The sequence below is a fragment of the Streptomyces sp. NPDC052064 genome, from assembly GCF_055585925.1.
This window is the reverse complement of the sequence record NZ_JBVJJE010000003.1, coordinates 179,129-202,027: the sequence shown is the minus strand read 5'-3', so window position 1 is coordinate 202,027 and position 22,899 is coordinate 179,129. Positions and strand designations below refer to the sequence as shown.

Here is a 22,899-nt window from a genome sequence, read left to right as displayed (position 1 = left end):
CTGTGAGCAGGCCTTTTGGCTTGCTGAACGGCGCGAATGTAGCGGAGAGTAAGCACCCCATCACATATTTCCCCGGACATTCATCCGATCGTGTGAGGATTAACCCCAGGACTGACGCGCCCGGGCCGGACGTACAGTGGCTTGGGCGCGTTACGTGCCTGACACACCCGTCCGAGGGAGGCGCTTGCCGTGAGTGAGTTGCGGTTCGTCCGCATGGGGTTCGGTGACGAGGCCGTCGAGTACCAGGAGGCGTGGGACGAACAGCGCCGGGTGCACGCGGCGCGCTTCGCGGACGAGGTCCCCGACACCGTGCTGCTCCTGGAGCATCCCCCTGTCTACACGGCGGGACGGCGTACGGCGGCAAACGAGCGCCCCCTCGACGGCACGCCGGTCATCGACGTGGACCGCGGCGGCAAGATCACCTGGCACGGCCCCGGCCAGCTGGTGGGCTACCCGATCCAGAAGCTCCCGCGCCCGGTGGACGTCGTGGCGCACGTACGCCGCCTCGAAGAGGCCCTGATCCGCACGTGCGCGGAGTTCGGCCTGGAGACCACCCGGGTCGAGGGCCGCAGCGGGGTGTGGGTCCTGGGCGACCCGGTCGAGCAGCGCCCCGCGCTCGGCGGCCTGGCCCTGGAATTCGACCCGCGTCTGCACGACGAGGAGTTCGACCCGCGCATGAACGGCCCGGAGTACGCGCCGTCCAACGCGGGCCAGCGCCGCGAGGACCGCAAGGTCGCCGCGATCGGCATCCGCGTGGCCAAGGGCGTCACCATGCACGGCTTCGCGCTCAACGTGAACCCGGACAACAAGTGGTTCGACCGGATCATCCCGTGCGGCATCCGTGACGCGGGGGTCGCCTCCCTGGCGAACGAACTCGGCCGCGACGTGACGATCGAGGAGGTCCTGCCGGTGGCGGAGCGGCATCTGCGGGAGATCCTGGAGAACGCCGAGCCGAAGCCGCGGGAGATCGAGAAAACACCTGCAGCATAGATCCGCGCGTGGAGGGGCTGGCCACCACACAGGCATTCAAATCAACGGGCGTACCCTTGAGGACGCCGAAGAATCAATCGCTAGGGAGCCGGTCGTGTCCGCAGTCGCACCCGACGGACGCAAGATGCTGCGCCTGGAGGTCCGCAACAGCCAGACCCCCATCGAGCGCAAGCCCGAGTGGATCAAGACCCGGGCGAAAATGGGCCCCGAGTACACCAAGATGCAGAACCTCGTGAAGAGCGAGGGCCTGCACACGGTCTGCCAGGAAGCCGGCTGCCCCAACATCTACGAGTGCTGGGAGGACCGCGAGGCGACCTTCCTCATCGGCGGCGACCAGTGCACCCGGCGCTGTGACTTCTGCCAGATCGACACCGGCAAGCCCGAGGCGCTCGACCGTGACGAGCCGCGCCGCGTGGGTGAGTCCGTGGTCACCATGGACCTGAACTACGCCACGATCACCGGCGTCGCCCGCGACGACCTGGAGGACGGCGGCGCCTGGCTGTACGCGGAGACGGTCCGCCAGATCCACCAGCAGACGGCCGACCGCGAGACGGGCCGCACGAAGGTCGAGCTGCTGGCCCCCGACTTCAACGCCGTTCCGGAGCAGCTGGAGGAGGTCTTCTCCTCCCGCCCCGAGGTCTTCGCGCACAACGTCGAGACGGTCCCGCGGATCTTCAAGCGGATCCGCCCGGGCTTCCGTTACGAGCGCTCCCTGAAAGTCATCACCGAGGCCCGCGACTACGGCCTCGTCACCAAGTCGAACCTCATCCTCGGCATGGGCGAGACCCGCGAGGAGGTCAGCGACGCGCTGCGGCAGCTGCACGACGCGGGCTGCGAGCTGGTCACCATCACGCAGTACCTGCGGCCCTCCGTGCGTCACCACCCGGTGGAGCGCTGGGTCAAGCCGCAGGAGTTCGTGGAGCTGAAGGAGGAGGCCGAGCAGATCGGCTTCTCCGGCGTGATGTCGGGCCCGCTGGTGCGGTCCTCGTACCGTGCCGGGCGGCTCTACCAGATGGCCATGGAGCAGCGGGACGCGCGCATCGCGGCCCAAGTGGTCTGACGAACCGTCACCGCCCTTCCCGCCGAAGGGCGAGACAAGCGTGTGAATTCGCGCACAAGACACTACCCGTCGGTAGCGACCGATATGACGCGGTCCTGACCGTCCTCGCAGATGAGGGCACATGTCAGGACCGCGTCGGCGTTTCTCCGCTCCCCGCCAGGCCTTCATGGGTGTTTGACCGGTCGGACACGCCCTGGTAACACCAATCAGTGACGCTGAACTCACAGCACGTACACCCGCTCCCGAGGGGGGACCTCACCCATGCAGGCCGCGCCCGTTCGCGCCACCGCGATTCCGTCCTTCACCACCGCCCTGCGTGCCGTCGAGTCGCTGCTGCTGAGCAGCGGTCAGCGCACCGCCCGCCGCAACGCCTGGACCTCCGTGCTGGAGGACCGCCGTCGCGCCAAGGACCGGGTCGAGGCGCAGCGCGTCCTCGAGCAGTCCGTCTCCCAGTCCCTCTCCGTCCATCCCTGAGCCCGCTCCCCTCCCCCGCGGGCTCCCCGCGGACACTGCCGTCGTAGGCGGTTGTGGGGCCACGTAGACTTCGTGGCATGGCGAGGAAGGAAACCGCAGCGGACGCTGCGAACCCCGGGCGACTGAAGCAGATCGCCCTGACCTACAAGATGACCCGCAAGGCCGACAAGAAGATCGGTCTTGTACTCGCGGCAGTCGGAATCGTCACCTTCGGTGTCTTCCTCGCGATCGGTTTCTTGATCGGTCACCCCATCTATCTCGGAATCCTGGGCCTCCTGCTCGCCTTCCTCGCGTCGGCGATCGTGTTCGGGCGCCGGGCCGAGCGGGCCGCCTTCGGGCAGATGGAGGGCCAGCCCGGTGCCGCGGCGGCGGTGCTCGACAACATCGGCCGGGGGTGGACGACGACCCCCGCGGTGGCGATGAACCGCAACCAGGACGTGGTGCACCGCGCGGTCGGCAAGGCCGGCATCGTGCTGGTCGCCGAGGGCAACCCGAACCGGGTGAAGTCCCTGCTCTCCGCCGAGAAGAAGAAGATGAACCGCATCGTCGCGGACGTCCCGGTGCACGACCTGGTCGTGGGCACGGGCGAGGGCCAGGTCGAGCTGAAGAAGCTGCGCACGACCATGCTGAAGCTGCCGCGCGTGCTGACCGGGCCGCAGGTCACCGCCACCAACGACCGGCTGCGTGCCCTGGGCGACCTGATGAGCAACATGCCGCTGCCGAAGGGGCCGATGCCGAAGGGCATGCGGATGCCGAGGGGCGGCGGGCCGAAGGCTCGCTGACAGCCCGCACACGACACGCGAAGGGGCGCCCGGACCACTCCGGGCGCCCCTTCTTCGTGCGTCTCAGATTTCTTCGTGTGTCTTCGATCGGGCGTCGTTCGCCGTCGGCCGTGTTTCGTTCCTCTTCGGCCGCGCTGCGTTCGCCGTCGGCCGTGTCAGATGCGGACCTCGACCGTGCCCGCCAGCCGGTCGTGCAGGCCCCGGCCGTCGCGGTCCCAGATCAGGGCGGGGATCGCGAGGAAGAGCAGAACCGTGCGCAGCACCGCGCGCAACGGGCTGACGCGGCCGGTGTCCAGGGCGAGCACCCGCAGGCCGAGGAGCCGCTTGCCCGGCGTGAAGCCGACCGTACCGACCGTGAGCACCATCAGGGCGAACATGATGAGCGGCGCCCAGATCTGGGCCGCTTCGTTGTAGCTCTGGGTGATGAGACCGTATGCGATCAGGAGGCTCAGGCCCCAGTCCACGGCGAGGGCGCCGAGCCGCCGCCCCGGGCGGGCGATCGAGCCGGGCCCCTCCTCGGGCAGACCGAGCTGCTCGCCCCGGTATCCGAAGTCGACACCGGCCTCTTCGGCGGCCGCACGGGGCCCGGAAAGCCACGATCCGAGTGCTTGCCTGTTGTCCACCCGTCCACGGTACTGCGCCCGTAAATGACCAGGGCACGGCGGGGTGCGCCGGGGCTACGGTGGAAGGTGAGCCGGTTAACTTGTGCGAAACAAATGAGTCACGCCAGAGAAACCACCCGTCCCTAGGGTCTAGGTCAGCGTGTGCCACCCGCACTGGCCGCACGAACGAACTACCACCCCGGCGGGACGGTCGGGAGTAGGAGGAGCTGGATGTTCCAGAACGCCGACGAGGCCAAGAAGTTCATCGCGGACGAGGACGTCAAGTTCATCGACGTCCGCTTCTGCGACCTCCCGGGCGTGATGCAGCACTTCACGGTGCCTGCTGAGGCGTTCGACGCGGACGAGGAGCTGGCCTTCGACGGCTCGTCCATCCGCGGCTTCCAGGCCATTCACGAGTCCGACATGGCGCTGCGCGCGGACCTGTCGACCGCCCGTGTCGACCCGTTCCGCCGTGACAAGACGCTGAACATCAACTTCTTCATCCACGACCCGATCACGGGCGAGCAGTACTCCCGTGACCCGCGCAACGTGGCGAAGAAGGCCGAGGCCTACCTCGCCTCCACCGGTATCGCCGACACGGCGTACTTCGGTCCCGAGGCCGAGTTCTACGTCTTCGACTCCGTCCGCTTCGCGACCAGCGCGAACGAGTCCTTCTACCACGTCGACTCCGAGGCCGGCGCCTGGAACACCGGCGCCCTCGAGGACAACCGTGGTTACAAGGTCCGCTACAAGGGCGGCTACTTCCCGGTCCCGCCGGTCGACCACTTCGCCGACCTGCGTGCCCAGATCTCCCTGGAGCTGGACCGCGCCGGCCTGAAGGTCGAGCGCCAGCACCACGAGGTGGGCACCGCCGGCCAGGCCGAGATCAACTACAAGTTCAACACGCTGCTCGCCGCCGCCGACGACCTCCAGCTCTTCAAGTACATCGTGAAGAACGTGGCGTGGCAGAACGGCAAGACCGCGACCTTCATGCCGAAGCCGATCTTCGGTGACAACGGCTCGGGCATGCACGTCCACCAGTCCCTGTGGACCGGCGGCCAGCCGCTCTTCTACGACGAGGCCGGTTACGCGGGCCTGTCGGACACCGCCCGCTACTACATCGGCGGCATCCTCAAGCACGCTCCGTCGCTGCTGGCCTTCACCAACCCGACGGTGAACTCGTACCACCGCCTGGTCCCCGGCTTCGAGGCCCCGGTGAACCTGGTCTACTCGCAGCGCAACCGCTCCGCGGCCATGCGTATCCCGATCACGGGCTCGAACCCGAAGGCCAAGCGCGTCGAGTTCCGCGCGCCCGACTCCTCCGGCAACCCGTACCTGGCGTTCTCGGCGCTGCTGCTCGCGGGCCTGGACGGCATCAAGAACAAGATCGAGCCGGCCGAGCCGATCGACAAGGACCTGTACGAGCTCGCCCCCGAGGAGCACGCGGGTGTCCCGCAGGTCCCGACCTCGCTCCCGGCCGTCCTCGACTCCCTCGAGGCCGACCACGAGTTCCTCCTCCAGGGCGACGTGTTCACGCCGGACCTGATCGAGACGTGGATCGACTACAAGCGCACGAACGAGATCGCGCCGCTGCAGCTGCGTCCGCACCCGCACGAGTTCGAGCTCTACTTCGACGTGTGATCGACGCCTGATCGAGGCACCACGACCGCGCCCCGCTGTCCGTACGGACGGCGGGGCGCGGTCGTATGTTCTATTCTGCTGCCAGGACCCACACGGGGGTGGAGAGGGAATGCCTGAGCACGAACAGGACGGCCAGGAGCGCGAGTTCGACCTCAGATGGGCGGACAGCGCCGAGCACAAGGAGCCCTCGGCGCGGGCCCGTATGCTCGCCGCGCGCTGGAAGCACAATCCGCCCGGGCCCGTGCCCTTCCGGCCCGAGCCCGACCACAGGTCGTCGGGTCGTGGGTCCCGCTCGTCGTGGGTGTCGACGGTCGTGGTGCTCGGCTCCGTGGCCGCGGTGATCCTGCTGCTCGGGTACATCAACTTCCGGGCGCCCTACTAGGGGGTGCGCGGGGCCGATCAAGGCACTGCTAGCGTCCGGCCACGTGGATGACGGTGTGTACGTGGGCAACGCGGGCAAGGACGCGGCTCTGGACCGGGGGTGGCTCCTCGGGCACTTCAAGGACGTCGGCGATCCGCGCCGCAGCGAGGCCGTCGAGATCAAGTGGGGTGTCCACCCGGCCGGCGACGAGCGGTCGCGGTGGGTGCGGGGTGAGGGGCGGACCGCGCTGCTGGTTCTCATCAGCGGGCGGTTCCGCGTGGAGCTCCCCGGTCGTAGCGTCCTGCTGGAGCGGCAGGGGGACTACGTCGTGTGGGGGCGCGGGGTCGATCACTCCTGGTTCGCCGAGGAGGAGTCGGTGGTGCTGACGGTTCGGTGGCCGTCCGTGCCCGGGTACGCGGTGGCCGGGGGCTGCTGACAGCTTTGCCGGCCCTGGGGGTGATCGCGACCCGTTCATGGCAGGGGCGGGTGCACACTGGCAGCGGGGCGAGTGCCTGACTGCGGGGTGATGCAGATGCACAGCCGTTTCCGGAGCGACCGGCGGTTGACCACCCGTATGGGGATCACGCTGTTCCTGCTCGGGCTGGTGTACGTGGGGTTCGTCGCGGCGTTGATCGTGCTGCTGAAGTCGTGGGTGCTGATCGTGGTGGTCGCGGCGGCGGTGCTGGGGGCGCAGTACTGGTTCTCGGACCGGGTCGCGCTGTTCGCTATGCGTGGGCGGGTCGTGGAGCGGGAGGAGTATCCCGAGCTGCACGGGGTCGTGGACCGGCTGTGCGCCATCGCGGACATGCCCAAGCCGGTGGTGGCCGTGTCCGATATGGACATGCCCAACGCGTTCGCGACGGGGCGGAATCCCGACCACGCCGTGGTCTGTGTGACGACCGGGCTGCTCAGGCGCCTGGAGCCGGCCGAACTGGAGGGCGTGCTCGCGCACGAGCTGTCGCATGTGGCGCACAAGGACGTCGCCGTGATCACGGTCGCCTCGTTCCTCGGTGTGCTCGCGGGGCTGATCGTGCGGTTCGCGTTCTACTCGCAGCTGTTCGGCGGGGGCCGCAGGGACCAGAACACGGCGGTGGTCTTCGCCGCGGTGATGGGCGTGTCGGCGGCCGTGTACGCGGTGAGCTTCCTGCTGATCAAGTCCCTGTCCCGGTACCGGGAGCTGGCCGCGGACCGCGCGGCCGCGCTGCTCACCGGCCGGCCCTCGGCGCTGGCCTCCGCCCTCACCAAGGTGTCGGGGGACATCGCCCGCATCCCGACGAAGGACCTCCGCACGGCCCAGGCCTTCAACGCCTTCTACTTCACGCCCGCGCTGGGCCGCGAGCCCGGTGTCGCGCGGCTGTTCTCGACCCACCCGAGCCTGGAGCAGCGGCTCGACCAGCTGGGCCGGATCTCCGCCGAGCTGGGCGAGGCGGCACCGGGAGGGGTGTGAGCGGGGCATGGGGCTGCTGGACATACTGCTCGGCCGGACGAAGCCGGTCGCGCCGGATCTCGACCGGCTCTTCGCGCTGCCGTCGGCAGCCGTGACGCTGGATGCCGCTGCGGGTTTCACCCCGACCGGGCAGGGCGCGGTGTGCTTCGCCACGGTCGAGGGCGCGGCCTTCGAGCAGATCCACCGCGAGGTGCAGGCGCTGCTGGACGCGGACAGCGACCGCGACGGCCCGCCGGTGGAACTGCGGCGGGACGACTACGGCTACTCCTGGCTGGTCTCGCACCGCGGCACCGACCAGCTTGCACCGCTCGTGACGGACCTGCACGCCGTGAACAGCCAGATGGAGGTCAACGGGTTCGGCCCCCAACTGCTGTGCTCCCTGGCCGGGTTCCGCGACCGTTCGGGCCGGCGGCTTGCGCTGGTCTACCTCTACAAGCGCGGCACCTTCTACCCGTTCGCGCCCCTGCCGGGAGAACCTCAGCGGCGTGACAACGCGCTGGAACTCCAGGTGCGGGCGGCGCTCGCCGACGACCTGCCGATCGAGCAGGACCTGGGCCGCTGGTTCCCCGTGTGGGGCGCGCCGGGTCTCTGATCGCCCGCTGTGCGTGATCGCCCCTCACGAGGCCCGGCCGCGTGGGTGAATGACGGGTATGAGTGAGCTGATCCCCTTCACGCATACCGTCGACGGTGAACGACTCGGCGGGCTGTCCGGCGGCACCGGCCCGGGTGAGCCGGCCAGGGCGAACGTCGTGCTGCTGCACGGCGCGGGCAACGGCAGCAAGGAGCGGCTGATGCCGTTGCTGTCGGAGTTCGTCGCCCACGGCTGCCACGCCCTCGCCTTCGACTTCTCCGGGCACGGGGAGAGCACCGGCCTGCTGCGCGAACTGAGCCTGCGCCGCCGCTTCGAGCAGGCCGTGTCCGTCATCGACGCCCGCGTGGGCGTGGACCGGCCGCTGGTCCTCATCGGCTTCAGCATGAGCGGCCAGACGGTGGCCGATCTCGCCCGGCACTACGGGGACCGCGTGGCGGCGCTGGGGCTGTGCGCGCCGGCGGTGTACGCGGCTCAGGCGTGGGACGTGCCGTTCGGCATGGGTGACGGGCGGTTCAGCGAGATCATCCGGCGACCCGGAAGCTGGCGTGAGTCGCCCGCGCTCGACGCCCTGCGGGGGTACGAGGGGCGGGCGGTGCTCGCGGCGCCGGGCACGGACGAGGTCATCCCGCCCGCCGTGACGGAGGCCGTCTCGGAGGCGCTGGCCCGCCGCGCCCAGTTCACCCACTGGGAACTTCCCGAGGTGGAGCACCGGTTGGGCCGGTGGTTCCGTGACCACCCGGGTGACCGGCGGGAGTTCGTCACCGCTGTCCTGACCGGGCTCGGCGAGCAGGGCTGGACGGCGACCCGCGCGTGGGTGGCCAAGCAGCTCCCGAAGGGCCGCACGGTCGACAAGTCCACTTTCCTCACGGGTGGTTGGAGCGCCCAGATGCGGCAGCTCACCCTCGACGACGGCACCGCACTCGCCCTGCGGACCTTCGTGAAGCCCTTCTTCCGGCGGCACGCCCCCGGGCTGCTCGCCCGTGAGGCGGACGTACTCACACTGCTGGCCGGGCAGGAGGGCGTGCCCGCCCCCGAGCTGACCGGCGTGGACGCGACCGCCGAGCACTGCGACCACCCGTCCCTGCTGATGTCCGTGCTGCCGGGCCGGGTCCGGGTGGACGAGGAGGACCTCGACCTACGGGTGGACCTGCTGGCGGCCCAGCTGGCCCGGATCCACCGGATCGTCCCCGAGGAGCGCCCGCGGCTGTATCAGGCGTGGACGTCACCTGAGCGGGTCCTCGCGCCCGAGGGGGATGAGATGTGGGAACGAGCAGTGGACGTGATCCGCCGCGACCCGCCGCCGTACGAGGGCTGCTTCCTGCACCGTGACTTCCACCCGGGGAACGTGCTGTTCACCGGCTCGGGGGCCGGCCTGCGGATCAGCGGTGTCGTCGACTGGGTGGAGACGTCGTGGGGTCCCGCCGACCTGGACGTCGCACACTGCTCGACGGCCCTCGCGCTGCTGCACGGCCCGGAGTACGGCCTCGGTTTCCGGGAGCGCTACGAGGCACACGGTGGCCGGTGCCTGGCCGACGGCCCGGACCACCTGTACTGGCGGCTGCTCGACGCCCTGGCCTACGCCCCCGACGCGGCGAAGCTGGCGGGCCCGTGGCGGGAGCTGGGCCGGACCGATCTGACGCCGGAGGTGCTGGGCGGGCGGCTGGAGGCGTATGTGGCGGGGCTGCTGGAGCGGTACGCCTGAGAGGCGGTGGCCGGTGGGGATGACGGCCGAGGGGATGACGGCCGATTGTCACTGGCGTTCGCGATGATGGAGTCGGGGCGGAGAGACGTGGCGAACGGGGGCCGGTATGGCAGGGGCACAGCGGTACATCGGGGTGGCGGAGCGGCGGGCCCGGCTCGGGCTTCGGCAGCGGCTGGCCGGGCAGGCGCGGGCGTCGACTCCCGAGGAGGTCGCCGGTTCGCTCGTCGCCCTGCACGGCACGGACCCGGCGACGGTGTACCTGGCCGTGGGCGCGCGGCTGGCGGACCCCGCGAAGACGGTGGCGGAGACCGGGCGCGCGCTGTACGACGACCGTTCCCTGGTGCGGATGCACGGCATGCGACACACGGTGTTCGTGTTCCCCACGGCCCTGACCGCCGTCGTGCACGCCTCGACCGGCCTGGCGGTCGCCGCAAAGGAGCGGGCCGTGCTGCTCAAGGACATGGCGGCGGCCGGGGCGCCGGACGCGGCCTGGCTGAAGGAGGTCGAGGAGTCGGCGCTGGCGGCACTGGCCCGGCGCGGGCAGGCCACGGCCGCCGAACTCGCCCAGGACGAGCCGCGACTGCGGGAGCAGTTCGTGTACGCGGCAGGCAAGAGCTACGAGGGCCTGCACACGGTCTCGACCCGGCTGCTGAAGGTGCTGGGCGTCGAGGGGAAGGTCGTACGCGGCCGGCCGCTCGGTTCCTGGACGTCCAGCCAGTTCCGCTGGTCCGTGGCGCCCGAGCACCCCGAACTGGACCCGGCGCAGGCGCAGGCGCAGGCGGAGCTGCTGGGACTGTGGCTCGCCGCGTGCGGTCCGGCGACCGAGGCCGATCTGAAGTGGTGGACGGGGTGGCGGGTGTCAGAGGTCCGCCGGGCGCTGTCCGCGATCGGAGCGGAGTCGGTGTCGCTGGACGTGGGCACGGGATACGTGACCGACGGCGACCTCGACGAGGTGGCCGCGCCCGTCGAGCCCTGGGCCGCGCTGCTGCCCGCCCTCGACCCGACGGCGATGGGATGGCAGCAGCGCGACTGGTATCTCGCGCCGGAGCTGCGGCCCCGGCTGTTCGACCGCAGCGGGAACGTCGGGCCGACGGTGTGGTGGAACGGACGTGTGGTCGGAGGGTGGGCCCAGCGGCCCGACGGGGAGATCGTCTGGCGGATCCTCGACGAGGCGGGGGTGGGCCGGGAGGCGCTCGCGGCGATCGAGACGGAAGCGGAGCGGCTGAGCGGGTGGCTGGGGACGACCAGGATCACGCCGCGTTTTCGTACGCCGATGGAGAAGGAGTTGGCGGCTTAGCCAGGAGGGGCGTCGGGTCCGCGGGGCGTCAGGGCCGTACGTAGACTCCCGCCCGCGCCGCAGTCGCCGCCGCCTCGGCAGCCTGGTCGGCCATCGACTCGTCGAGGCGGCCGCCGCTGATCAGCAGGTGGTAGTAGAGCGGGGCGGAGACGGCACGGACCACCTCGTGTGTGTCGGTGCCCTCGGGTACCTCGCCCCGGTCGACGGCCTGCCGGACGCAGGGGGCCCACTCCCGGACGCGGATGTCGTAGAAGCGGTGCAGCGCCGCGGCCGTCTTCGTGTCGCCGGTGGCGGCGGCGATCAGCGCCTTGAACAGCGGCCCCTGTCGAGGGTCCGTCAGAGTCCGCTGCACGAGCCTGGCATTCGCCGTCAGGTCGCCGAGCAGCGAACCGGTCTCGGTGCGCGGCGCCGACTGCTCGGCCATGTCCGCCAGGAGGTCCGCGACCAGCCCGGTCACCGTCCCCCAACGGCGGTAGACGGTCGTCTTGCCCACACCGGCACGGCGAGCGATGTCTGCCAGGTCCAGGCCGGTGAACCCCTGCTCGGTCAGGGCGTCCTCGGCAGCCCGCAGCACCGCCTCCCGGACCCGCGCCGTGCGCCCCCCGGGCCGGACGGTCCCCGGCTCGTCTCCATCAGCCATAACGGCACTCCTGTTCCATTAAGCCCTTCACGTTGCTACCTTAATCACTACTAACGGAACAGCAGACCCATTAACGACTGGGTCGCTCCCGGAAGGGGATCGGGATGGAATACAGGCGACTGGGCGCGTCCGGACTCATGGTTCCGGCATTGAGCTTCGGAGCCGGCACCTTCGGCGGCCGGGGCCCGCTCTTCGGCGCGTGGGGCACCACCGACGCGCGGGAGGCGCGCCGCCTGGTGGACATCTGCCTGGACGCGGGGCTCACGATGTTCGACACCGCCGACGTCTACTCCGCCGGCGCGTCCGAGGAGGTGCTCGGCGAGGCGATCAAGGGCCGCCGGGACCAGGTGATCGTCTCCACCAAGACGAGCCTGCCGATGGGCGACGGACCGGGCGATGCGGGCTCCTCCCGCTCCCGGCTGATCCGCGCCTGCGAGGACGCCCTGCGCAGGCTGGGCACGGACCACCTCGACCTGTTCCAGCTCCACGCCTTCGACGCCGGGACACCGGTCGAGGAGGTGCTGGAGACGCTCGGCTCGCTCGTGCGGGCGGGCAAGGTGCGCTACACCGGCGTCTCCAACTTCTCCGGCTGGCAGGTGATGAAGTCCCTCGCGGCAGCGGAACGGCACGGCCACCCGCGTTATGTGGCCCACCAGGTGTACTACTCCCTCATCGGCCGCGACTACGAATGGGAGCTGATGCCGCTCGCCCTCGACCAGGGCCTCGGCGCCATCGTCTGGAGCCCGCTCGGCTGGGGCCGCCTCACCGGCAGGATCCGCCGCGGCACACCGCTCCCGCCCGGCAGCCGACTGCACCGCACCGCCGACTACGGCCCGCCCGTCGCCGACGAGCACCTCTACGACGTGATCGACGCGCTGGACGAGATCGCGGAGGAGACGGGCAAGGCGGTGCCGCAGATCGCCCTCAACTGGCTGCTGCGGCGGCCGACGGTGTCCTCCGTGCTCATCGGCGCCCGCGACGAGCGGCAGTTGCGCCAGAACCTCGGCGCCGTCGGCTGGAGCCTCTCCCCCGAGCAGGTGGCGAAGCTCGACGCGGCGAGCCACCGCCCGGCGCCGTACCCTTACTTCCCGTACGAGCGACAGGAGGGCTTCGCCCGCCTGAACCCGCCGGTGTTCGCGGCACCGGGCCGGGTGGCATGACGAAGCACCGGGCACCCTGCGGAACAGGGCACCCGGCGCTCGGGATCGGGTCGGGTCGGGTCGGATCAGCGCGCGTACCGCATGAGCGCCCTCACCATGTGGCACGTCGTGTCCGACGGCGGGTGGACGCCGATCTGCTCCGCCGTGCTGCGGATCCTCTCGTTGCGGGCCTGGTTCGGCATGTAGACGCCGGAGTCGAGCAGGGCGATGGCGAGGCGCATCGCCTTGAGGCGCCGGTTGTGCGTGACGTACCACTCGCGCGGCCGGCCCGGCGGCAGCGGCCGCTTCTCCACGGGCACGTACGGCAGGTCGAGCAGGACGGGGCGCTTCGCGGTGGACTGGGTGGGCAGCGGCTTCGGCTTGAGTGCGGCAGCGGGCACAGGCATCCTCCTGTCGCGGTCAGGGCGGCTCACCGGAGTCCTCGGCGACCCCGGCACCACCCTCGAACACTGCTTACAGTTTACCGCCCGGCACTGACATCAGGCAGTCCGCAGAGTCCACCAAAAGCCCAGGTGAGCACGGAAATTGGCATCGCGTCACGGCAGGTCCGCGAGGGGCGCGTGAGCCGGCCGAAATTCGAACAGCTCCGACGGGCGTACCGTGGCCTCATGGAGATCTGGATCAACCCGGCCTGTTCGAAGTGCCGCAGCGCCGTGCAGCTGCTCGACGCCGAGGGCGCCGACTACACCGTCCGCCGCTACCTGGAGGACGTGCCGAGCGAGGACGAGATCCGGGGCGTGCTGGACCGGCTCGGACTGGAGCCCTGGGACATCACCCGCACCCAGGAGGCCGCCGCCAAGGACCTCGGCGTCAACGAGTGGGCCAGGGACGCGAGTTCACGGGAGCGGTGGATCAGGGCCCTCGCCGAGCACCCCAAGCTGATCCAGCGGCCGATCATCACGGCGGACGACGGCACGGCGGTGGTCGCGCGCACCGAAGAGGACGTACGGGACGCCCTCTCCCGTTGAAGATCCCCCTGGACATCTCCCCTTTGTGTGACGCAGGTTACTTCGGTGACTCCTGTAACCACTGAGTAACCTTGTTCGGTATCTCGTACATAGCGGCGTACGCTCCCCTACCTCTTCAGGAGGCGCGCATGTCGCGTAGGAGAACTCTCGGTACGAAGAAGAAGATCGCGTTGCTGGTGAGCGCGGCGACCGTGGCGGGAGGCGGGGCCTTCGTCATGGCGAGTACGTCGAACGCCGCGCAAACCCCCAAGTCGGCGACGGAGTCGACGGTCTGCCAGGGACTCGCCACCGCCCTCGGCAACAACCAGAAGTTCATCGCGGACCAGCGGGCCGAACCGGACGCGCGGTCCGAGGCGCGGATCGCCAACCGCGAGGCGGTCGTCGCGGAGATCCAGCGGAAGCAGGAGGCGTCGGGGTGCGTGGTGGGGGAGTCGGCTCAGGACTCCCAGCCCGCACAGCCGTCGCAGCCCGCGCAGTCCGCCCCCGCGGAGAACCCCGGCGGTGGCGCCGCGGGCTCCGGGCAGCAGGTGTGCAGCGGCTCCACCGTCACACTCTCCGGCGAGGGCGGTGCGCCCGCCGCGTCCAGCAACCAGTTCCCGGCCGGCACGAAGCTGAAGGTCACCAACCTGGACAACGACAAGTCCACGACGGTGGAGGTCACTTCGGTCTCCGGCAGCTGTGTGCTGCTCAACAACGCGGCATTCGAACAGGTCCGTGAGCCCGGCAAGTTCCTGATCCGCCGGGCCGTGATCGAGAAGGTGGGGTGACGCCGGACGGACGAGGGCGAGTGAGTCACTGAGGCGGCGGCCCACCCCTCGGCCGCCTCCTCGTACGTGTCAACGGTCCGGCTGCTCCCGGCCAGGAGCAGCCGGACCGGGCGCACTGCGCGACACGCGGCGCTGGTCACCGGCTTGACGGAGGGAAGCCGGTGACCAGTCCCTCCCCGGGACCAAACGCCCTCACAGCGTGAGGTAAGGCACAGCGACACCAGGTAACACGGGGTTCACATTCGAGCAATGGCCGGGAAATCGCCTGTTGACAGGCTGCCGGGCATTGAGCGGCGCCCCAGTGCCGCAGCGCCGCAAGCACCCGCGATACGCGCCCAGACACACCCCCGAAGGATGTGGCCCGTGACCTTCAAGGCTGAGTACATCTGGATCGACGGCACCGAGCCGACGGCCAAGCTGCGTTCCAAGACCAAGATCATCGCGGGCTCCCCCGCCGGTCTCGACGCGCTGCCGATCTGGGGCTTCGACGGGTCCTCCACCAACCAGGCCGAGGGCCACGCCTCGGACTGCGTCCTCAAGCCGGTCTTCACCTGCCCGGACCCGATCCGCGGCGGCGACGACATCCTGGTGCTGTGCGAGGTCCTGAACATCGACCTCACCCCGCACGCCAGCAACACCCGTGCCGCGCTGGCCGAGGTCGAGGAGAAGTTCGCGGCGCAGGAGCCGATCTTCGGCATCGAGCAGGAGTACACCTTCTTCAAGGACGGCTACCCGCTCGGCTTCCCCAAGGGCGGTTTCCCGGCCCCGCAGGGCGGCTACTACTGCGGTGTCGGCGCCGACGAGATCTTCGGCCGTGACGTCGTCGAGGCCCACCTGGACAACTGCCTGAAGGCGGGCCTGGGCATCTCCGGCATCAACGCCGAGGTCATGCCGGGCCAGTGGGAGTTCCAGGTCGGCCCGCTCGCCCCCCTGGAGGTCTCGGACCAGCTGTGGGTGGCCCGCTGGCTGCTCTACCGCACCGCCGAGGACTTCGACGTCGCCGCGACGCTGGACCCGAAGCCGGTGAAGGGCGACTGGAACGGCGCCGGTGCGCACACCAACTTCTCCACCAAGGCGATGCGCGAGTCCTACGACGCGATCATCACCGCGGCCGAGTCGCTCGGTGAGGGCTCCAAGCCGCTCGACCACGTCAAGAACTACGGCGCCGGCATCGACGACCGCCTGACCGGTCTGCACGAGACCGCCCCGTGGAACGAGTACTCCTACGGCGTCTCCAACCGCGGCGCCTCGGTCCGTATCCCGTGGCAGGTCGAGAAGGACGGCAAGGGCTACATCGAGGACCGCCGTCCGAACGCCAACGTCGACCCGTACGTGGTGACCCGCCTGCTCGTCGACACCTGCTGCTCGGCGCTGGAGAAGGCCGGCCAGGTCTGACCGACGCCACAAGGCTCCGAGGGGGCGCTCGCCGTTCGCGGTGGGCGCCCCCTCGCGTTGCGCCCGCCCGGCGGATGTCCAAGCTGTGAGAGGAGGGTCCCTGCACCTGGCCCCGGTCTGCTTCAATGGCCCCATGGCCAGCTACCAGAAGCACACCGCGACGGGTCGCCATGACCTCGAGCCCTTCTGGCCGTCCCGTCAGGACCACGACTTCGACCGGGTGTGTTGCCGCGCGACGAACGCGCCGGCCCTCTAAAGCCGTACACCCCCGGCCTTCGGCCAGCGCGAACCGCGTACGTCCCTCGGCGAGCCCGACCACCCGTTCGCGGCCGTCGACTTCTCCGACGAACCTCTCGCGCGAAAGAGCTGACCTCTCATGGCGACCACTCGTTCTGCGACCACTCGTTCTCTGTCCACCGCCGCGCTCAACACCCCTTCGACGAACGGTTCGCGGCACCGGTTGCGTGCCGTCGACCGGGACGAGGTGGTGACCGTCGCGGATCTGCTGCCTCCGGGTGCCACCTGGCTCCCGGCACCCCAGCACACCCTGCCCACGCTGCCGGGGCAGCCGCCGATGATCGGCTATCTGGTGCTCGTTCCGGCCGACCAGCAGCCGCCGTTCCCGATGGCGGTGCCGGGCCGGCCGGAGGCCCCCCGCCGCCAAGGCCCCGAAGGCCCCGGGCCGGGCGGCGAGCAGCTGATCCGCGTCGACACCGTGCAGCGCACCGCCGAGGTGGCCGGGCGGCCGCTCGACCTCACGTACCTGGAATTCGAGCTGCTGGCCCACCTGGTGGCGCACCCGGGCCGGGTGCACACCCGCGACCAGCTGGTCGGCACGGTGTGGGGCTACGGGCATGTGGGCGACGGCCGTACGGTCGACGTCCACATCGCCCGCCTGCGCCGCAAGCTGGGTGCCGAGCACCGCGACACGATCCGCACGGTGCGCCGGGTCGGCTACAAGTACGTGCCCCCGGTGCCTCCGGTGGCTCGCTGAGCGGTCGGCGCCCGCCCGTCTGCTGACGGCAGATCCCCGTTCCCTCCCGTCGCCCCGGCGGGCAGAGTCAACGGCATGAGACTTCTGATGCTGGGTGGTACGGAGTTCGCGGGCCGGGCCGTCGTGGAGGCGGCCCTGGGGCGGGGCTGGGAGGTGACCGTCTTCCACCGGGGGCGGCACGAGGCACCGCCGGGCGTGCGGTCGCTGCTCGGCGACCGCACGACGCCCGACGGTCTGGCCGCCCTCGCCGAGGAGCCGGGCGAGTGGGACGTCGTCGTCGACACCTGGTCGGCGGCGCCCCGCGCGGTGCGGGACGCGGCGCGGCTGCTGCGGGGCCGCGCCCGCCGGTACGTGTACGTGTCGAGCTGCTCGGTGTACGCGTGGGCCCCGCCCGCCGGATACGGCGAGGACGCCCCCCTGGTGGAGGGCGCGTCGGCCGACGCGGACGAGACCGACTACCCGCGGGACAAGCGCGGCGGCGAACTGGCCGTCCTGGAGGCCTTCGGCGAGGACCGGTCGGTGCTCGTACGGGCCGGGCTGCTCCTCGGTCCGTACGAGAACATCGGCCGGCTGCCCTGGTGGCTGGGCCGGATGGCGCGCGGCGGCCCGGTGCTGGCCCCGGGCCCGCGCGACCTGCCCCTCCAGTACGTGGACATCCGTGACCTCGCCGAGTGGATCCTGCTCGCGGCCGAGCGGGAGCTGAGCGGGCCGTACAACCTGATGAGCCCGCGGGGGCACACCACGATGGGCGAGTTGCTGGACGCGTGTGTCCGGGTCACCGGCGGCGGCGCCGAACTGCGGTGGACCGAGCCCGAGGTGATCCTGGAGGCCGGCATCGCGCCGTGGACCGAGCTGCCGGTGTGGGTGCCCCCGGGCAGCGACCTGCACGACGCCCTGCACGGCGCGGATGTCACCCGGGCGCTCGGGGCGGGGCTGAGCTGCCGGTCCGTCGAGGAGACCGTGGCCGACACCTGGCGGTGGCTCGAGGACGTCGGCGGCGTGGCACCCCAGCGCCCGGACCGGCCGCGCTCGGGCCTCGACCCGGAGGTGGAGGCGAAGGTGCTCGGGACGGGCTGAGACGTAAGAGGCGGAGACGTACGAGGTGTACGTAGCACCACCCCCGACCGGGGGTTCCGGCCCAGTGCCCCCGCACCCCCGCTCGGCGAGACTGACGCCATGACCATCGACACGAAGAGCGGCACCGGGCGTACGAAGGGGCGGAGCATCGGGCTCGCCGCGATGCGGGGGCTGGGGATCGCCCTCGTCTCCCTGCCGGGGGCGGTGCTGTGCCTCGCCCTGTCCCTGGTGTCCATGGCGCTCATCCCGGTCGGGATCGGGCTCGTCACGACGCCGTACGTGCTGACGGGGGTGCGGGCGTTCGCGAACTGGCGGCGGGTGCTCGCGGCGGAGTGGGGCGGGGTGCGGATACCTCCGGCGTACCGGCCGCTGCCGAGGGACGCCAACCCGTGGACGCGCACCGTCGGGATGCTGCGCGACCCGGCGACCTGGCGGGACCTGATGTGGCTGCCGGTCGACATGACGGCGGGGTTCCTCACCGTGCTGCTGCCCGCCGCGCTGTGGCTGTACCCGCTGGAGGGCTTCGCGCTCGCGGCCGGGCTGTGGCGGGTCTTTCCCGAGGGGTACTGGTACGGGTTCGTCAAGGTCACCGGGCAGGTGTCCGCGCTCGGTGCCGCCGCCCTGGGTTTCGTCATCCTCTTCTTCGCGCACTTCCTCACCCCGCTTCTGCTGGACGTCCACTTCCGGCTCACCCAGGCCGTCCTGGGCTCCGGACAGCGCGAACTGGCCGAGCGGGTACGGGTCCTGACCGAGACCCGGCGGGATGCCGTCGACACCTCCGCCGCCGAACTGCGGCGCATCGAACGGGACCTGCACGACGGGGCCCAGGCCCGGCTGGTGGCGGTCGGCATGGACCTGGGCACCATCGAGGCACTCCTCGACAAGGACCCGGCCAAGGCCAAGGAGCTGATCGCGCAGGCCCGCAGGTCCTCGGTCGAGGCGCTGTCCGAACTGCGCGAGCTGGTGCGCGGCATCCATCCGCCGGTCCTGGCCGAGCGCGGACTGGGTGACGCCGTACGGGCGCTGGCGCTGCGGCTGCCGGTGGCCACGGAGGTGAACGTGGACCTGCCCGGGCGGGCGGAGGCGCCCGTGGAGTCGGCCGCGTACTTCGCCGTGAGCGAGGTGCTCACCAACGCCGTGAAGCACTCCGGCGCCGACCGGATCCGGGTCGACCTGCACCACACGGACGGCCATCTGCGGGCGACCGTCACCGACAACGGCAAGGGAGGTGCGGTGATCGGGGCCGGTTCTGGGCTGGCCGGGGTCGAGCGGCGACTGGGTACATTCGACGGCGTCCTGGCCGTCGGCAGCCCCGCGGGCGGTCCCACCATGGTCACCATGGAGATCCCTTGCGCGTTGTCCTAGCCGAAGACCTCTTCCTGCTGCGCGACGGACTCGTCCGGCTGCTCCAGGCGCACGACTTCGAGATCGCGGCGGCCGTCGAGTCCGGTCCCGAACTGGCCGCCGCGCTGGACGAGCTGGCACCGGACGTCGCCGTGGTCGACGTACGCCTGCCGCCCACGCACACCGACGAAGGGCTCCAGTGCGCGCTCGACGCCCGCAGGAAGCGGCCCGGACTGCCGGTGCTGGTGCTCTCCCAGCACGTGGAGCAGCTGTACGCGCGTGAGCTGCTCGCCGACGGCACCGGCGGGGTCGGATACCTGCTGAAGGACCGGGTGTTCGACGCCGAGCAGTTCGTGGACGCCATGCGACAGGTCGCCGCCGGTGGGACGGCGATGGATCCGCAGGTCATCCAGCAGCTGCTGGCGCGGCAGGCGGGCGACGACCGGCCGCTCGCGCGGCTGACGCCCCGGGAGCGGGAGGTGCTGGAGCTGATGGCGCAGGGCCGGTCCAACGCGGCGATCGCCGGGCGGCTGGTCGTGACGGAACGGGCCATCGCCAAGCACACCGCGAACATCTTCGCCAAACTGGGACTCGAGGTCTCGGACGACGACAACCGGCGCGTGCTGGCGGTTCTCGCGTATCTCGACCACGGCCGGTGAAACCGGGCCTGTTTATTCACCCACCGTCGATGATCAACAACTCCCGGTGCGGGAGGGGCTGTTGAGAACACAGCTCCCTCACGAATCTCGCATCAATTTCCGAGACATCTGAACACCCCTGGGACGGCCTCCGTATGGAAGGGAGCCGCTTCACTCCTGTCGGGCGCCTCGATGCCCCCGAAAAAGGAAGTCAGAGGAGTTCCATGGGACGCAACACAAGAAAACGCCGGACGCCGATGGCCACCAAGGCCATAGCCGCATCGGCGGCCCTAGCGCTCGGTGGGGGCGGGCTGATCTGGGCAAACTTCTATGCCTCGGCGCATGAGGAGAACTCGGCGAACCAGACGAAGGCCGCGGGAGCACAGATCGCCACGATCCAGTGCCCGGACGTAGGACAGCAGCTGACCGACGTGCCGGACGGCGCGCGCGCCGGGGTGGACAAGGAGCTGGCGAACCTCGACAAGCAGATCAGCGAGGCCTACTCCCGGCTGGCCTCCACGCGTCAGGCCCAGGCCGGTGACGCGGGCTTCGTCAACAACGCCATCCTCGGCCCGCTGAAGTCGAAGCGGACCGCCGCCATCGACCGGATCGGCATCAACATCCGGCGGGTGGGTGGCCAGGCCCCGGACAACCTCGCCCAGATGGCCGAGTGCCAGGGCATGGCCGCCGACGCGAACACCAACGACGGCAACGCCGGGGGCGGTCAGAACAACGACGGCCAGAACAACGACGGTCAGGACCAGGGCCAGGACCAGGGCGGTCAGGACCAGGGCGGTGACAACGGCCAGGACCAGGGTCAGGGCGGCAACGGCGGTCAGGCCGACAACGGCCCGGCGGCCGACGACTTCATCAACATCGAGGACGTCCAGCCCAACTCCCGCAACCTGCCCAACGGTCTCGCCGCGAACGGCGACGGCGGTTCCACCGGCAGCTTCACCACGAACTGCGGCACCAACGAGAACGAGAACCGCAACTCGGACAACGTGATCGTGGCGCCCGGTGTCAGCAACGGTGCGCAGCACGCGCACGACTACGTCGGCAACCAGGACAACGACGCGTTCACCAGCGACGAGCAGTTCCTCCAGGCCGACACCAGCTGCCAGAACCAGGGTGACAAGTCGACGTACTACTGGCCGGTCCTCCGTGTCCAGGACGGGCAGAACGAAGTCGACGCGAACGCCCCCGGTGGCGGTCAGGACGGCAACGTCGGCACGATCCAGCAGGTCGCCCAGGCCGAGCTGAAGTTCGTCGGCAACAAGAAGAGCGACGTTGTCGCGATGCCGACGGCCCTGCGCATCATCACCGGTGACGCCAAGGCCTTCACCAACGGCCTCAAGAACGCCAACACCTCCTGGAGCTGCACCGGCTTCGAGGACCGGCAGGTGACGGACAAGTACCCGATCTGCCCCGAGGGCAGCTCCGTGGTGCGGACGTCCAACTTCCAGAGCTGCTGGGACGGTCAGAACATCGACAGTGCCAACCACCGCGACCACGTGGCCTTCGTCCAGGCGGACGGCAGCTGCCCCCAGGGGTTCCAGGCGATCCCCCAGCTGCAGGCCAAGCTGGTCTACGACATCCCGGCCCCGCAGATCGACAACGGGCAGGTGCAGAACGCGTACGCGCTCGACGGCTTCCCGGAGCAGCTGCACAAGCCGATCACCGACCACAACGACTTCATCAACTTCTTCGACGAGAACGTGATGAACCAGATGGTCCAGTGCATCAACAACGGCGAGGACTGCCAGTAGTCCGCACGTGAGTGAAAGCCGGCGGTGGGATTTCCCACCGCCGGCTTTCGCTTGCCCGGGCCGCGCGGTCAGCCGTGGTGGCTGCCGCTCTTGTGACCGCCGCTGTTGTGACTACCACCGGGATTCATGTGCTCGGAGCCTTCCTCCATGATTCCGCCGAGGCTGCCCCGGAGCTCCGTGACCGTCTTCTCCTCCCCGACGGCGACCCACTTGCGTCCGACCAGGTAGTAGCCGCCGTAGTCCTTCGCCTCGTTCAGCCACTCGCGCTGCCCGCGGTCGGTGGCGAAGGTCGCGAGGACGTACTTCTCCTTGCCCTTCTTGCAGAGGGCCTGGCGGATCTCGTCGGCGTCGGTCTGCATGTTCGGCTTGCACTCGGCCTCTGCCGCGATGTGCTCCAGGCTGCCGGTCACCGCCTCCGGTACGGCCGCCTCGTCCTTGCCGCCGGATCCGCAGCCGGTCAGCGCCAGTATCGCCACCGCCCCGCTCAGCGCGAGCATCGGTCGGGTCACCCTCATCTGTTCCTCCGGTCCTTGTCACGGCACGGTCCGGACGCATGCCGCACGGAGCCCCGGCAGAGGCTCTCTCGCCTTCGATACGGCTGCGGAGCCCGTGGTGCTCAAATCCGGTGTCTCCGGAGGCACTCCCGTGCGAGTGTGTCCCGGTGAACCAGGACTGGGAAGATCGCGTGGCCGCCCTGTGGGACCGGTTCGACGACTACGCCGAAACCGAGGAGGGCGAGGCCCGTTTCCGTGCCGACGTCGACGCCCTCGTCGCCGAACTGCCGGAGGGCAGCCCGCTCGGGCCGTTCGAGCAGGCCGGCGCCTGGGACGCCACGGGCCGCTCGGACAAGGCGGTCCCGCTGTACCGGGAGGCGCTGGCGCGCGGACTCGCCGGCGTCAGCCCCTACAAGGCCCGCCGCACGAAGATCCAGCTGGCCAGTTCCCTGCGGAACATCGGGCAGGCGGCGGAGGGCGTCGAGCTGCTCGAAGCCGAACTGGACGCCCCGTCCGACGAGCTGGACGATCCCGTGCGGTTCTTCCTCGCCCTGTGCCTGTCGAGCCTCGGCAGGGACAGGGAGGCGCTGTCCCTCGCCCTGGGCACGCTGGCGCCTCATATGACCCGTTACCAGCGCTCGGCGGCGTACTACGCCCAGGCGCTCGTGGAACCCGGGGAGCAGCCGGGGGCGTGACGCCTCGCGG

26 protein-coding genes are annotated in these 22,899 nt (G+C 70.4%); 22 read left to right on the top strand and 4 right to left on the bottom strand.

Features of this window, described 5'->3' with window-relative positions:
- The first annotated feature begins 189 nt into the window (after positions 1-189).
- From lipB to ACZ6TU_RS08785, 4 genes are all read left to right on the top strand, one after another.
- Positions 190-990: a lipoyl(octanoyl) transferase LipB gene (lipB, locus tag ACZ6TU_RS08800; protein WP_469547537.1), complete on the top strand. Its 801-nt coding sequence runs from the start codon at positions 190-192 to the stop codon at positions 988-990.
- Positions 991-1,084: 94 nt separating this feature from the next.
- On the top strand, positions 1,085-2,050 hold the full coding sequence (lipA, locus tag ACZ6TU_RS08795; RefSeq protein WP_467680893.1) for a lipoyl synthase: 966 nt from the start codon (positions 1,085-1,087) through the stop codon (positions 2,048-2,050).
- A gap of 261 nt (positions 2,051-2,311) precedes the next feature.
- Entirely contained in the window at positions 2,312-2,524 is a 213-nt protein-coding gene (locus ACZ6TU_RS08790; protein WP_467680891.1) for an SCO2195 family GlnR-regulated protein, read from the top strand.
- A 77-nt stretch (positions 2,525-2,601) separates the two neighbouring features.
- Positions 2,602-3,306: a DUF4191 domain-containing protein gene (locus ACZ6TU_RS08785; RefSeq protein WP_467680889.1), complete on the top strand. Its 705-nt coding sequence runs from the start codon at positions 2,602-2,604 to the stop codon at positions 3,304-3,306.
- A 155-nt stretch (positions 3,307-3,461) separates the two neighbouring features.
- Here the strand turns inward: ACZ6TU_RS08785 and ACZ6TU_RS08780 are convergent, their stop codons facing one another.
- Entirely contained in the window at positions 3,462-3,929 is a 468-nt protein-coding gene (locus tag ACZ6TU_RS08780; protein ID WP_469547534.1) for an RDD family protein, read from the bottom strand.
- A gap of 210 nt (positions 3,930-4,139) precedes the next feature.
- Between ACZ6TU_RS08780 and glnA the strand changes: the two genes are divergently transcribed.
- The 7 genes from glnA (at position 4,140) to ACZ6TU_RS08745 (ending at position 10,948) form a co-directional block, all read left to right on the top strand.
- Positions 4,140-5,549: a type I glutamate--ammonia ligase gene (glnA, locus tag ACZ6TU_RS08775; RefSeq protein ID WP_467680887.1), complete on the top strand. Its 1,410-nt coding sequence runs from the start codon at positions 4,140-4,142 to the stop codon at positions 5,547-5,549.
- 109 nt (positions 5,550-5,658) lie between these two features.
- Complete coding sequence (locus ACZ6TU_RS08770) at positions 5,659-5,931, top strand: SCO2583/SCO2584 N-terminal domain-containing protein (RefSeq protein ID WP_467680885.1); 273 nt, start codon at positions 5,659-5,661, stop codon at positions 5,929-5,931.
- A 43-nt stretch (positions 5,932-5,974) separates the two neighbouring features.
- Positions 5,975-6,346, top strand: coding sequence for a cupin domain-containing protein (locus tag ACZ6TU_RS08765; RefSeq protein ID WP_469547532.1), 372 nt, complete (start codon positions 5,975-5,977; stop codon positions 6,344-6,346).
- Between the two features lie 96 nt (positions 6,347-6,442).
- A complete protein-coding gene (gene htpX / locus ACZ6TU_RS08760; protein ID WP_467680881.1) occupies positions 6,443-7,357 on the top strand; it encodes a zinc metalloprotease HtpX in 915 nt (304 codons plus the stop codon).
- A 7-nt stretch (positions 7,358-7,364) separates the two neighbouring features.
- Positions 7,365-7,949 (top strand): PspA-associated protein PspAB, encoded by a 585-nt coding sequence (pspAB, locus tag ACZ6TU_RS08755; protein WP_467680879.1) that lies wholly within the window; start codon positions 7,365-7,367, stop codon positions 7,947-7,949.
- Between the two features lie 58 nt (positions 7,950-8,007).
- Positions 8,008-9,651 carry an alpha/beta fold hydrolase gene (locus ACZ6TU_RS08750; RefSeq protein WP_469547530.1) on the top strand — a complete coding sequence of 548 codons (1,644 nt, stop codon included), beginning with the start codon at positions 8,008-8,010 and terminating at the stop codon, positions 9,649-9,651.
- A gap of 106 nt (positions 9,652-9,757) precedes the next feature.
- A complete protein-coding gene (locus ACZ6TU_RS08745) occupies positions 9,758-10,948 on the top strand; it encodes a winged helix DNA-binding domain-containing protein (protein WP_469547528.1) in 1,191 nt (396 codons plus the stop codon).
- 28 nt (positions 10,949-10,976) lie between these two features.
- Here the strand turns inward: ACZ6TU_RS08745 and ACZ6TU_RS08740 are convergent, their stop codons facing one another.
- Positions 10,977-11,588 (bottom strand): TetR/AcrR family transcriptional regulator, encoded by a 612-nt coding sequence (locus ACZ6TU_RS08740; protein WP_467680873.1) that lies wholly within the window; start codon positions 11,586-11,588, stop codon positions 10,977-10,979.
- Positions 11,589-11,692: 104 nt separating this feature from the next.
- On the opposite strand from ACZ6TU_RS08740, the gene ACZ6TU_RS08735 reads away from it, so the two are divergent.
- On the top strand, positions 11,693-12,748 hold the full coding sequence (locus ACZ6TU_RS08735) for an aldo/keto reductase (protein WP_469547526.1): 1,056 nt from the start codon (positions 11,693-11,695) through the stop codon (positions 12,746-12,748).
- Positions 12,749-12,813: 65 nt separating this feature from the next.
- Here the strand turns inward: ACZ6TU_RS08735 and ACZ6TU_RS08730 are convergent, their stop codons facing one another.
- A complete protein-coding gene (locus ACZ6TU_RS08730) occupies positions 12,814-13,128 on the bottom strand; it encodes a hypothetical protein (RefSeq protein WP_467680869.1) in 315 nt (104 codons plus the stop codon).
- A 228-nt stretch (positions 13,129-13,356) separates the two neighbouring features.
- On the opposite strand from ACZ6TU_RS08730, the gene ACZ6TU_RS08725 reads away from it, so the two are divergent.
- From ACZ6TU_RS08725 to ACZ6TU_RS08685, 9 genes are all read left to right on the top strand, one after another.
- Entirely contained in the window at positions 13,357-13,716 is a 360-nt protein-coding gene (locus ACZ6TU_RS08725) for an arsenate reductase family protein (protein ID WP_467680867.1), read from the top strand.
- Positions 13,717-13,844: 128 nt separating this feature from the next.
- On the top strand, positions 13,845-14,483 hold the full coding sequence (locus tag ACZ6TU_RS08720; protein WP_469547523.1) for an RlpA-like double-psi beta-barrel domain-containing protein: 639 nt from the start codon (positions 13,845-13,847) through the stop codon (positions 14,481-14,483).
- A 363-nt stretch (positions 14,484-14,846) separates the two neighbouring features.
- Positions 14,847-15,878: a glutamine synthetase gene (gene glnII / locus ACZ6TU_RS08715; RefSeq protein WP_020274437.1), complete on the top strand. Its 1,032-nt coding sequence runs from the start codon at positions 14,847-14,849 to the stop codon at positions 15,876-15,878.
- Between the two features lie 133 nt (positions 15,879-16,011).
- Complete coding sequence (locus ACZ6TU_RS08710) at positions 16,012-16,134, top strand: hypothetical protein (protein WP_010037077.1); 123 nt, start codon at positions 16,012-16,014, stop codon at positions 16,132-16,134.
- Between the two features lie 120 nt (positions 16,135-16,254).
- Entirely contained in the window at positions 16,255-16,872 is a 618-nt protein-coding gene (locus ACZ6TU_RS08705; RefSeq protein WP_467680863.1) for a winged helix-turn-helix domain-containing protein, read from the top strand.
- A 75-nt stretch (positions 16,873-16,947) separates the two neighbouring features.
- Positions 16,948-17,949, top strand: a complete 1,002-nt coding sequence (locus ACZ6TU_RS08700) for an NAD-dependent epimerase/dehydratase family protein (protein ID WP_467680861.1) — start codon at positions 16,948-16,950, stop codon at positions 17,947-17,949.
- Between the two features lie 99 nt (positions 17,950-18,048).
- A complete protein-coding gene (locus ACZ6TU_RS08695) occupies positions 18,049-19,314 on the top strand; it encodes a sensor histidine kinase (protein ID WP_469547520.1) in 1,266 nt (421 codons plus the stop codon).
- Positions 19,299-19,952: a LuxR C-terminal-related transcriptional regulator gene (locus ACZ6TU_RS08690; protein WP_467680857.1), complete on the top strand. Its 654-nt coding sequence runs from the start codon at positions 19,299-19,301 to the stop codon at positions 19,950-19,952. Before ACZ6TU_RS08695 ends, ACZ6TU_RS08690 begins: the two co-directional genes overlap by 16 nt.
- Positions 19,953-20,155: 203 nt before the next feature.
- Complete coding sequence (locus ACZ6TU_RS08685) at positions 20,156-21,700, top strand: DUF1996 domain-containing protein (protein ID WP_467680855.1); 1,545 nt, start codon at positions 20,156-20,158, stop codon at positions 21,698-21,700.
- 68 nt (positions 21,701-21,768) lie between these two features.
- Here ACZ6TU_RS08685 and ACZ6TU_RS08680 read toward each other — a convergent pair whose 3' ends face one another.
- Positions 21,769-22,215, bottom strand: coding sequence for a hypothetical protein (locus tag ACZ6TU_RS08680; protein ID WP_467680853.1), 447 nt, complete (start codon positions 22,213-22,215; stop codon positions 21,769-21,771).
- A gap of 146 nt (positions 22,216-22,361) precedes the next feature.
- On the opposite strand from ACZ6TU_RS08680, the gene ACZ6TU_RS08675 reads away from it, so the two are divergent.
- Positions 22,362-22,889 carry a tetratricopeptide repeat protein gene (locus tag ACZ6TU_RS08675; RefSeq protein WP_469547517.1) on the top strand — a complete coding sequence of 176 codons (528 nt, stop codon included), beginning with the start codon at positions 22,362-22,364 and terminating at the stop codon, positions 22,887-22,889.
- The last annotated feature ends 10 nt before the right edge of the window (positions 22,890-22,899 follow it).